Raw genomic sequence first — 12,477 nt, forward strand, 5'->3', positions numbered from 1 at the left:
AGAGCCCCCTCAGACATACTGCTTTGGCGTCACCCCAAACTCAGCCTGGAAGCATTTAGAAAAATAGGAATGATTGGAGAAACCAACCATATACATCACTTCGGCCACAGTAAACTTCTGCTGCCTCAGCAGCATAGCCGCCTTTTTCATGCGGATGGACTTAATGTATTCCACAGGTGTCATGCCCGTCAGTTGCTTTATCTTGCGATACATCTGCTTGTTATTGATATCGGTCCATTCGCAAAGGGCATTCACATTCAGTTCAGAGTCCGAGATATGTTCTTCTATCAGATGAATCACGCTTGCCAGAAACTTCTCATCATAAGAAACCGCCTCTATCTCCTTCGGGGTGGAAAGAACTTCCATGCGGGCTTTCACCTCATGCGTCTCCCGGCTATGTAATAACTGCTCCACGCGCGAAAGTAAAATATCCGGTTCAAAGGGTTTAGGAATGAAAGCATCTATATGTAACTGGATACTTTCAAGCTCTGTTTCCTTATCGCTTTTCGCTGTCAGCAAGATAATGGGAATAGTGGATGTGGGAATATTCTTCTTGATATGACGCACCATTTCAAGCCCATCCATTACGGGCATCATGACATCAGCTATAATCAGATCGGGCATTAATTCCATAGTAAGTTCCATACCTATCTTACCATTATCCGCTAAACGGCAACGATATTTGGTATGCAGTATCTGATAGATAAACTCTGAAACCTCCGGAGTATCATCCACAATCAGAAGCAATGGGGCATCCGAAGTGGGCATACCTGTATCTGGAACCACAACTTCAACTTTGGCAACGACAGGTTCGATATCAGAAGAAACAGTTTCTGGAAAAACCTCTACGGCAGACTGTTCCATAGCAATCACCGGAAGGGTCAGCGTAATGGTAGTACCTTTATTCTCTTCTGAAGAAAGTTGAACATTACCACCGTGCAGTTCCGTATAAGTCTTTACCAAATATAGTCCGATACCCGTTCCCTCCTTTTTGCCTGCCGTCTTGGGAGACTGGAAGAAACGCTGGAAAACATACGGCTGATCCTGACGGGGAACACCGATACCAGTATCTGATACAGAGATATTCACTCCTTTATCAGAAGCCTGTAAACGAAGCGTTACCTCACCCTCTTCCGGAGTGTACTTCACGGCATTGGACAAGAGGTTATCCAAGATAGATTCCAGTTTTATGGCATCCATCTGTATGTATATCTTTTCACGGTCGGTATGGAAATGGAAAGTTAGCTTCTTCTCTTTCGCCTTCTCCTCTGCATACAAGGTGAACAAGCCATGCGCAAAAGATACCAGTTCGATTTGAGAAAGTATCAGTAATGTACTGTTTCCACTATCCACCCGGTTGAAGTCCAGCCCCTGATGAATAAGTGAATTCAGCTTCATGGCATTTCGATGTACCTGCTCCAGTTGTTTCTTCTCCTGCTGATCCTTGATGCCGGGCAGCAACTTGCTGATAGGGGCGATAATCATGCTCAACGGAGTTTTCAAGTCATGGGAAAGATTGGTGAAGAACTCCATCTTCGCCTGTGATTGTTCCAGAATCTTCTCCTTCTCCATACGCTCCAACTTCAAGCGGTTCTTAACGCGGAAGAAGTTGATGGTCCAGATCACCAGTACCAGACAGAGCAAAACATAGAGTACCTTGGCCCACAGAGTATAGTACCAGGGCGGAATGATATGAACCTCCAATGTATAAGCCCGGTCCGATGGTTTTCCATAAGCATCCAACTTGCTCACCAGCAGGCGATAGTCTCCATAGCTCAGATTATTATAAGTGATACGGTTCGTATTTGCTTTCAGCAAGTTCCACTTACGATCCACACCTTCCAGACGATATACAAGTTTGCTTTTCTCTTCAAGAGAATAAGGCAGATCGGAAAGTTCAAAGGCAAGGTTATTCTGGTCATAAGCCAGTTCTATCCGTTGCGAGTAGCGGATGCTTTGTCCGGGCAATGAAGAAGCGCCGGAGTATCCGGTACCGGAATGTGAAACATCAGTTTGTGAGGCATTGGGCTGATACAGTTGGTTGTTGATGTAAATGGCAGTCAGGATAAGAGGCTTTTCGGTGTGTTCCGCCAGCAGAGCTTCCGGTGAAGATATGGCAAAGCCATCTGCCGTACCCAAGTAAAATTCTCTGCTTATCCGGTCGAAGAACATACTGGTGAAACGTTTATCAGTGATATTCAGCCGACGGATTTCCAGCGTCTGCTGGTCTGCCACCCAGAAACCGTCGGTAGTAGAGATCCAGATTTTTCCGTCAGCCTCAGCCATGGAGAGTATCGCATAGTGATTGTACTCATCGAAAGGAAGCATGTGAATACTATCGTTATCGGGTTGTACACGCATCACACCACCGGGGAAGCCTATCCAGATATGACCGTCTTGGGCAGAGAGGATGAAGTTGGGGGTTCTTTCGCCTGTCAGCTCGTCCGGGGCAATATGGGTTATCTCGCCTGTGCGGGGATTTATCTTCTCAATGCTGTTGGCACTGTTGTACAGCAATGCCCATACATTCCCCTCACGGTCAGGGATTAGCTGATTGATGAACATGCCCGAAAGGCCGTTGTGGATGGAATACGTCTTCTCTGCCATATAGGGACCACCGGAAGAACGCATAAGATTCTGTTTGTCTACCACAAAGATTCCACCGAGACAAGTGGCTATCCAGAGTTTTCCTTCCCGATCTTCAAATAAATGATACGCCCAGTTGGCATTGTAGCGACGGGTGCTGTCCACAATGCTATAATGGACGAACTGGCGGTTCTTCGGATCATAACGGCTGATACTGCCATCGGTAGCCACCCAGAGTTGCCGCTCCCGGTCTTCATAAAGATGGCGTACCCGGTTGTGCGACAAGGGATATTTCCGATCACCCATTTTATACCAGGCAACATCTTGTTCTTCACCCAAGGGCTGGGTGAAACGAATCAGTCCGTTGGTTCCGCCAAACCAGTAGGTTCCGTGTGTATCGCGAAGCATGGAATAGAACTGGTTCCCCTCTCCCGTTCCGGTGATTTGTGAAATGGGGATATAACGCAATGCGTTGTTATTCCGTGACATGGAAATTCCGTAATCCGTGCCTAGCCAGATATTATGTTCCCGGTCGGCAAAGATGGTCCAGATGATATTATTGGAGAGTGATTGCAGATTTCGGGAGTCGTGGACCACGTGCAGCAAAGGTTCTCCTTCTTGATATACATACAAACCATTGTCCGTACCCACCAGCAACTGCCCACTGCCATCCAGTGCCAACGACTTGACGGAATTATCGTGAAAAGCATCAATCCTCTGAGTACGCCCGTCGGCAGGCGTATATCTGAAAAGACACCCTTCCGTACCGATCCAGATGCAGCCGCGTACCGTATCTTCCAGCAGGGAATTGACAAACTGATTGCTCCGGTTGCCACTGCGAGGCAGGTTTATTTCTTCAAAATGCCGGGTAGCGGGGATATAACGGCAGAAGCCATTATAGGTGCCGATATAAAGAAGCCCGTCTGAAGAGCGGATCAGTGAATAGATGGTCTGGTGTGGAATACCTTCGGTAATGGCAGAGAGTTGATGGTCGTTCAGCGAATAGGTATAGAGGCCGTTCAATGTTCCTAACCACAGCAGACCGTCATGTACAAGCAGCGCCCGGATGTCAGTCGGAAGTTGCGTTTCCGGTTCTTCGTAGGTATCTGTGCGATAGTTGTAAACCAGCAGACCATTGTCGGCACCCAGATAAAGATAGGTACTGTCTACCACCGTACCGCAATAAATCCGCGTATTGTTACGCTTGGCAAAAGTGAAATGTGGCTGCGTGGAATAACCGTCATAACTGAACAACCCTTTATTGGAACCGATCCACATCAGTCCCTGTGTATCTTGCAGGAAGCAATTGATTACAGAGGTTTCCGTCCCCAGACTGATATTATCGAACAAGCGATAATCCGGTTTCTGTCCGGACAGCTTGAGGGGAAGCGTTATCTGCAAAAGTATAAGTAGAAGAAGAAAAACAGGTCTGCGCATACACTTCGGTTTGTTAAAGGTCGGGGACAAAGATAAAATTAATCCGTCACAAACGCCCTTCATCTTTCTGAAAAATTGCCTAAAACCACTGGCATACAAAACTCATAATGGTGGGGAAATAAAGCAAAAGCCCCATAGTCTAGGAAGAAAATTCATTGGCTACAGGGCGGTATCGCATACTTTATAAAAATTCTACAACGTTTCAATCTCTCCCGATGTCAGCCCTGTAGATTTTACTATCACGTCAACAGGAATACCCAGTTGCTTCATGTTGCGGGCTATGGAAAAACGTTCTTCATCTCGGCCTTCCGTACGTCCTTCTTCGCGTCCTTCCGCACGTCCTTCTTCGCGTCCTTCAATCTTTCCCTCCAGTTTGGCAGAATCCAGCACATCGTTCTGAATCATCACGGCGCTCAGATGCTCGTCATAAGCCATGCGCTCTTTAGGGGGCATGGAGAAGTATTTCAGTTTCTTGCGAGCCTCGCTCAGACCGGGAGCGGTGGTGTCGGGGCGAATGGTGCCGTCCTTCAAATATTTCATCCATTCTTCAAGTGGTGTGACAGCCACTTTATCGAACTCATTCACACGGATAAGGACATATTCGGGAAATATCTCGGCCGGCATGCGGGAGACAATGGCATCACGCTCCTTGACATTCACCTGAAGGTGGTCACCCGTATGGACACCTACGAAATGGTTCTGGCCGTAATACAGGTAGTCGTTTCCCTTTCCGATATCGAAGTAGAGAACGCTGATGGAGTAGATTTTCTTCACCTTATAATACGTTTCACCCAGCGAGATGTGTTCAGTGATAGCCTTGGCAACGCCATAAAGGATCCGCTCCAGATAATAAAGTTCGCGGGTGTTCTGTATCTCGATAATGATGATTTCATCCTTACTGTTGCGGGCCTTGATGTCCACTCGGTTGAATTTATCTTCAGCGGACAGTTGATTGCTTTCACTCTCCAGAATTTCCAAAATAGTGACTTTCTCACCCAGGAATACGGTGAGGAAACCTTCAAGTACGTCGAAGTTTGCCTTCTGGCGTAACAGGCGCTTGATGGCCCAGTCGAAACGTACATATTTGTCTTGAAGTTCTTCCATTTCTCTGATTATTAATTTGGAATACATAACTTTACCCACAAAGGTACATCTTCTTGCGGAAAAGGGCAACAAACATACGAAAGAAAGTGAAAGGGACAGGATAAAAAATATCTAACTCATCCCAACGGGTCTTCTTCAAGACCGCCATCACCGCCGGAAGGATTATCATCTACAGTATCAGAAGGGAGTTCTTCTCCCGGTCGGGAGTGAACTCCACACGAACAGCCTTTACTTGTTTCTGAAAATCGAAGTCTTTGAGCGAGGCCACGCCTAATGCATCACCCGATAAGCCAACATGAAGATTCGCGTATAAATAATCAATTGGGCAATATAGACAACAAGAGCCACATAGAAGAACCATAAGAAATAATCCGTAAAACAAAACAAGGCGACAAACAAGATTATACCCGCCACCGTGATGCCTCCGCCTGCCAAGCACCGTTCTCCACCTGACTACATTAGGACGTATGAAAACCAACATGGACATCGTAAAAAAGCAAAGCCTGGAATGAAGCAACGAGAAGTGTACTGGCAGGTTCGATACAACGGTCATATCCCGTCAAACAATACACCGCACTGAGAAGCGCCAGCACGAAATAAGAAGGTACAAGGATATTACGGGCTCTACGAAGTTTTGCCAATCCGCTTTCCGACAATATCGTTATGGTCGCCAGCATGACTCCCCAATATGGCAATCACGAAAGCCGAAGCACCTGTTAAAAATCCATATGTCGTTTCATCCATGTTTTAAATTGTTATACTCGCAAAATTACTTCTTTTTACATTGTATGCCAAATATCGATCTCGGAAAAATTCATATATTGATAACATCTCTCCCTACCGGTTCAATACCGGCATAAAGACAACGGGACTTTCTGCAACGTTTGCAAACGTTTGCGCAAATCCCTAACCCGATAACTGTCAATGAAGAAGCGATATTTCATGTATTCAGCTATTTTTGCAACCGGATAGGTCAGTTCAATAAAATAAACTGCACCTCGGCAATAAAAAAACAAGCAAGCTTATTTTGTATTGTTTTCAGTTTGCACTACCTTTGGATAAAGGAATACTTAGAGAATACCATGAATAAACCGCAGATTACCATCAAGGACATAGCACGGGCGTTGAACGTCTCGCCCTCTACCGTGTCAAGAGCGTTGAAGGACAACCCGGATATCAGCCAGGAAACCCGCAACCTTATACATGCTTACGCCCGCGAGCATAATTATAAGCCTAACGTACTTGCAGTAAATCTTCGAGCCAGCCGTTCGAATACAATCGGTGTAATTGTGCCGCAACTGGTACATCACTTTTTCTCGTGCGTGCTGAGTGGCATTGAAAAGGCTGCCGCCGAAGCAGGATACAATATTCTGGTAGCGCAGAGCAACGAATCTTATGAACAGGAAGTGAAAATCGTACATTCATTCCTTGCCGCCCGCGTCTGTGGTGTGATTGCCTCATTAGCAAAAGATACTTCCCAATACGACCATTATCAGGACTTGCTGAATAATAATATCCCCATTGTGTTCTACGACCGCATCTGCACCGGATTGAAAACGGAGCGGGTGGTAGTGGACGACTATGCCGGTTCTTTTGCTGCCGTGGAGTATATGATACAGACAGGTTGCAAGCGTATCCTGTTTTATGGAGCGGCCCCGCATCTGGAAATCACCAAGAACCGCCGGAATGGTTATCTGGACGCCATGAAGAAATATAAGATTCCCGTAGACGACAGCATGATTATGTTGTGTGATACACGGGAACGCGCCATATCCATCACCCCTGACATACTAGAAGGTTCCGACCATCCCGATGGTTTTTTCGCCATCAATGACGAAACAGCTTCGGGCATCCTGTATGCCTGCAAACTGGTTGGAAAGAAAGTACCCGACGAAGTATCGATCTGCGGATTTACCGACGGCGCCATTGCCCAAAGCACAGATCCCAAACTGACCACCGTGGAACAGCACGGAGAAGAAGTCGGAAAAAGTGCTTTCAGCATTCTGACAGGTAAGCTGGAAGGGGGAGATGACAAGAGTAGCAACAAGATTGTGAGGACGAATCTTGTAGTGAGGGGAACAACGAAATAACTGAATAAATATCTAATACATAAAATTAAGAATGAAAGTAAAACCTGATTTGAGCTTTTGGAAGCTGTGGAATATCAGCTTCGGTTTCTTTGGCGTACAGATCGCATATGCTTTGCAGAGTGCGAACATCAGCCGTATTTTTGCGACATTGGGTGCAGACCCGCACAATTTGAGTTATTTCTGGATATTGCCACCATTGGCAGGTATCATCGTACAGCCCATCGTAGGTGCTGCAAGCGACAAAACGTGGACACGCTTCGGACGACGTATTCCTTACCTGTTTGTCGGTTCACTGGTAGCCGTACTGGTAATGTGCCTGCTGCCGAATGCCGGTAGCTTCGGTATGGCAGTCAGCACGGCAATGATATTCGGATTAGTATCGTTGATGTTTCTGGATACATCCATCAATATGGCGATGCAGCCATTCAAAATGATGGTGGGCGACATGGTAAACGAAAAGCAGAAAGGCCTTGCCTACTCTATCCAGAGTTTCTTGTGCAATGCCGGTAGCTTGGTAGGTTTCCTGTTCCCGTTCATTTTTACATGGATAGGCATCAGCAACATAGCTCCCCAAGGTGTAGTTCCCGACTCGGTTATCTATTCCTTCTATATCGGAGCAGCCATTCTGATACTTTGTGTCATCTACACCACGGTGAAGGTAAAAGAAATGCCACCTGCCGAATATGCAGAATACCATGGCATCACCGAAGAGGAAAAAAAGGAAAAGATCAATATGGTGAAACTACTGGTGAAAGCACCGAAAGCTTTCTGGACGGTAGGTTTGGTCCAGTTCTTCTGTTGGTTTGCCTTCATGTTCATGTGGACCTATACCAATGGTAGTGTAGCTGCCAATGTATTCGATGCTCCTACCGTTGAAACAGTGGTGAACGGCGCAAACAAAGTAGTGCTGGACACTAAGAGTATCCAATATCAGAATGCTGCCGACTGGGTAGGCGTATTGTTTGCCGTACAGGCCATCGGTTCTGTACTCTGGGCTGTATGTATCCCGATGTTCAAGAACCGCAAACTGATCTACTCACTCAGTCTTGTTTTGGGTGGAATAGGTTTCATCTCCACTTATTTCGTTCACAATCAATATGTATTGTTCATCTCCTTCCTGCTTATCGGTTGCGCATGGGCAGCTATGCTGGCATTGCCTTTCACCATCCTGACCAATGCTCTAAGCGGCGGACACATGGGTACCTACCTGGGACTGTTCAACGGAACGATCTGTATTCCGCAGATTGTAGCTGCTACGCTGGGTGGTAGTATTCTGGCTCTGTTTACCCCGAAAGGCATGTTACCGCCTGAAATAAATATGCTTGTCATGGCAGGCGTGATGTTGATTATCGGTGCCGTTTGTGTATATTTAATCAAAGAAACCAAAGGAGAACAAGCAAAAGCATAATCCCCGCGAGAACATACTTTAAAGGGGATATCTATCCCTCTACGACAAACAACTCTTTTCTCTACGATAATCGCCCCGTTCCTTTAAAAGGATCGGGGCGATTCTTATAAAGGAACCAAACACATCGTATTCTTTAGATATTCTTTGTCTTCTTTTTTTCCTCATCATTGCCGTTTATCCGTTTATTTGTTTATCTTTACCGCCATAATCACCATTGAGATACACACCATGAAAAGATATCTTAAAACCGATGAATGGAATATTATTGAAGATAACTTTCACGCCGACAACCTGCGAATGTCAGAAAGTATATTCAGTCTTGGGAACGGTCGCTTCGGCCAGCGGGGCAATTTCGAGGAACCTTATTCAAGCGATTCATACCGTGGTTCATTCGTTGCCGGTATCACCTTTCTTGATAAAACGCGTGTAGGTTGGTGGAAAAACGGTTTTCCTCATTTCTATACCCGTATTCCCAATGCAGCTGACTGGAGTCGTGTCAGCCTGCGTCTCATCGACGAAGAACTGGACCTGGCACAATGGGACGTGAACAGCTTCAGCCGCAGGCTCGATATGAAAGCGGGTATCTCCTACCGGGACTTCGAAATCACCTCTCCCAAAGGACACCAAATACGGGTACATGTGGAGCATATCAACAATATGGCTCACCCCGATTTATGTCTGATAAAATACAGCGTCACCTCCATCAATTATACGGGAAGAATATCACTGATCCCCTCCCTGGATGCAGTCATAGTCAATAAGGACGATGATCCGAACGAGAAGATATGGAATATCCTCCGTTCCGGCGTCACAAAGGATTGCGCTTATCTATGGACGCAAACCCGGCGGGAAGACGCGCAAGTATGTTATGCCATGACCTATCAGTTCTTCAAGAACGGCAAAGAAGCCACCTCGAACCCAATACGCATTGAAAAGGAAAAACAAACCGGATTCAGCATCGGGGCAGATGTGAAGCCGGGAGACAATGTAATGCTCATCAAATATACCGTCATAAGTTCGTCGCTCTATGATGAACGCCAGGAATTGATAGAACATTCCATCGCCAAAGCCCGTCAGACTAAAATAGACGGCTGGGACAAGCTGGAAAACGATCACCGGCAAGCCTGGGCAGATATATGGAAAGAAATGGATGTGGTTATCGAAGGGGACCCGGAAGCACAACAGGGTATCCGATACAATATCTTTCAACTATGCCAGACGTACCGCGGTGATGATCCGCGCCTAAATATCGGTCCGAAAGGATTCACTGGTGAAAAATACGGCGGAAACACATACTGGAATACGGAACTTTGTTGTGTACCGTTCTTCTTGCTTTCTACTCCGAGGGAGATTGTGAAAAACCTGTTGATATACCGTTATAACCAACTGCCGAAAGCGATAGAGAATGCCCGCAAACTGGGTTTCAAAGAGGGTGCCGCCCTCTTCCCGCAAGTTACTTACAGCGGTGAGGAGTGCCACAGTGAATGGGAAATTACCTTTGAAGAAATACATCGCAATAATATCATCGTCTATGCCATTGCACAGCATGCTGCAATCACGGGCAGCAAAGATTATGTAGCCAAATACGGACTGGAAGTAATGATTGCCGTCTCCCGCTTCTGGAGCCAGCGTGTATCTTTCTCCAAACCAAGACAGAAATATGTGATACTGGGTGTCACCGGACCGGATGAGTACGAGAACAACGTGGATAATAACTGGTACACCAATTACTCGTGTGTGCAGTGCCTGCGGATGACACTTAACTATCTTGAAATCATTGCCGGAGAATACCCCGACGAATATGCACGTGTACGCCGTGTCACCAACCTCCGCCAGCAGGAAGAGGCTGAACAATGGCGCGATATCATCGAGCGTATGTATCTGCCAGAAGATAAAGAATTGGGTATCTTTGTACAAAATGACGGTTTCCTGGATAAGGAACTGGAAAGTACCGATGCCATTCCACCCGAAGAACGCCCCATCAATCAGCACTGGTCGTGGGATCGCATACTACGTTCATGCTACATCAAGCAAAGCGATGTGTTGTTGGGGTTATATCTATATTACTTCCATTTCGACAAGGAAACTGTCCGCCGTAACTTTGATTTCTATGAAACAATGACGGTGCATGAGTCTTCACTTTCCCCACACATCCACTCCATTCTTGCCGCCCGCATCGGTGAAGTGGAAAAGGCCTACCAACTCTTTCTGCATGCCACCCGTCTCGATCTGGATGACTACAACAACGAAACTCGTCAGGGACTGCATATCACCAGTATGCCAGGCAGCTGGCTTGCCATTGTACGAGGCTTTGCCGGGATGCAGATTCTGGAAGATACACTTTCTTTCTTCCCGGTCATTCCCGAAAAGTGGAACAGTTACTCCTTCCAGATAAATTATCAGGGACGTACACTTTATATGCGCGTAGGCAAAGAAATAAATATTTCACTTATTACCGGAGAAGAACTGAACATACAAGTATATAAAAACGTTTATAGGCTCAAATCGGGCACCGATCTGATGCTCAAGATAGAGGAGTAGAAGCCTATATCAATAACAACGCGCAAAATAAACCGGGAAAACAATTATCTGTTTTCCCGGTTTTATGTTTTTATACCTAAACGAACAACTATACATTAGTATGAAGAAAATCTATTTGTTCGCCATCGGCATGATGATGCTTGTCACATCATGCGGGCACAAGAAAGAGAGCGATGCCACCTTGACCCGACCAGTTAAAACTGCTACAGCCAGCTCCCAATCGGTCATCCGGAAAGACTTCTCCGGTATAGTAGAAGCCGTGGAATACGTAAAACTGGCCTTCCGCGTCAGCGGACAGGTAGTAAACCTGCCTGTAGTAGAAGGGCAACGAGTAAAAAAAGGACAGTTAATTGCTGCCATCGATCCACGCGACATTTCCCTGCAATACGCAGCCGACAAAGCCGCTTATGAAACAGCCGCAGCACAAGTAGAGCGTAACAAACGCCTGTTGGGGCGCCAAGCAATCTCCGTGCAGGAATATGAAATCAGCGTTGCCAATTATCAAAAGGCAAAGTCTGCTTATGAACTGTCCGGCAATAATATGCGGGATACCAAACTGACCGCTCCCTTCGACGGTTCTATTGAAAAGCGTCTGGTGGAAAACTATCAGCGTGTGAACTCCGGGGAAGGCATTGTACAATTGGTGAATACCCAGAAGCTGCGCATCAAATTCACCGTGCCGGATGATTATCTCTATCTGCTCCGGGCAAAGGACGTAACATTCAAAGTAGTATTCGACACCTATCCGGGCGCAGTATTCAATGCACAACTGGAAGAATACCTGGATATTTCCACAGCCGGAACAGGTATCCCGGTAACTATTGGGATTGAAGATCCCGCTTTCAACCGTTCCTTATACGATGTGAAACCGGGATTTACGTGCAAAATCAAGCTGGCTTCGGACGTAGCTCCCTTCTTGGAAGAAAAGCTTGTGAATATTCCGCTCAGTGCCATATTCGGCGAGAGCGAGAACCAGAAGACCTATGTGTGGGTAGTAAAAGATAATAAGGTAAGCAAGCGGGAAGTAACCGTATACTCTCCTACCGGAGAAGCCAATGCTCTTATCTCTACCGGTGTACAGCCGGGAGAAACTATTGTGATTGCCGGAGTGCACCAACTGGTCGAGGGGCAGACGGTAAAAGTTATCAATTAAATGATAATTTAGGGAACTGAATACCTGAAATCAAGACAGGCTGAAAGCCTGATATTACATAGCGTAGGGCAACGCCCTACGTGATTATGTATATCTGTAATTTAAGCCCTGAAAGGGCGCAATTAAGCATCAACCTTTATATCGCCCTTTCAGGGCTT

The 12,477-nt window shown here is 46.3% G+C and carries 7 protein-coding genes; 4 read left to right on the forward strand and 3 right to left on the reverse strand.

All coding sequences use genetic code 11. The features are described 5' to 3' along the window. Window positions 1-9 precede the first annotated feature (9 nt). The 3 genes from BN161_RS04055 to BN161_RS30355 form a co-directional block, all read right to left on the reverse strand. A complete protein-coding gene (locus BN161_RS04055) occupies window positions 10-4,023 on the reverse strand; it encodes a hybrid sensor histidine kinase/response regulator transcription factor (RefSeq protein ID WP_044263328.1) in 4,014 nt (1,337 codons plus the stop codon). A gap of 192 nt (window positions 4,024-4,215) precedes the next feature. Beyond that, window positions 4,216-5,127, reverse strand: coding sequence for an Rpn family recombination-promoting nuclease/putative transposase (locus BN161_RS04060; RefSeq protein ID WP_044263329.1), 912 nt, complete (start codon window positions 5,125-5,127; stop codon window positions 4,216-4,218). A gap of 458 nt (window positions 5,128-5,585) precedes the next feature. Then, window positions 5,586-5,804 carry a hypothetical protein gene (locus BN161_RS30355; protein WP_244436411.1) on the reverse strand — a complete coding sequence of 73 codons (219 nt, stop codon included), beginning with the start codon at window positions 5,802-5,804 and terminating at the stop codon, window positions 5,586-5,588. Window positions 5,805-6,209: 405 nt separating this feature from the next. Here BN161_RS30355 and BN161_RS04070 point away from each other — a divergent pair, with 405 nt between their 5' ends. The 4 genes from BN161_RS04070 to BN161_RS04085 all read left to right on the forward strand — a co-directional run bounded on the left by BN161_RS04070 (window position 6,210) and on the right by BN161_RS04085 (window position 12,319). Beyond that, window positions 6,210-7,217, forward strand: a complete 1,008-nt coding sequence (locus tag BN161_RS04070; protein WP_044263348.1) for a LacI family DNA-binding transcriptional regulator — start codon at window positions 6,210-6,212, stop codon at window positions 7,215-7,217. 31 nt (window positions 7,218-7,248) lie between these two features. Further along, window positions 7,249-8,625, forward strand: coding sequence for an SLC45 family MFS transporter (locus BN161_RS04075; RefSeq protein WP_007214797.1), 1,377 nt, complete (start codon window positions 7,249-7,251; stop codon window positions 8,623-8,625). A 228-nt stretch (window positions 8,626-8,853) separates the two neighbouring features. Continuing rightward, window positions 8,854-11,166, forward strand: coding sequence for a family 65 glycosyl hydrolase domain-containing protein (locus tag BN161_RS04080; protein WP_044263330.1), 2,313 nt, complete (start codon window positions 8,854-8,856; stop codon window positions 11,164-11,166). Window positions 11,167-11,266: 100 nt separating this feature from the next. Beyond that, window positions 11,267-12,319: an efflux RND transporter periplasmic adaptor subunit gene (locus BN161_RS04085; protein ID WP_044263331.1), complete on the forward strand. Its 1,053-nt coding sequence runs from the start codon at window positions 11,267-11,269 to the stop codon at window positions 12,317-12,319. The last annotated feature ends 158 nt before the right edge of the window (window positions 12,320-12,477 follow it).

It is taken from the genome of Bacteroides timonensis (genome assembly GCF_000513195.1).
In the GTDB taxonomy this organism is placed as follows: Bacteria; Bacteroidota; Bacteroidia; order Bacteroidales; family Bacteroidaceae; genus Bacteroides; species Bacteroides timonensis.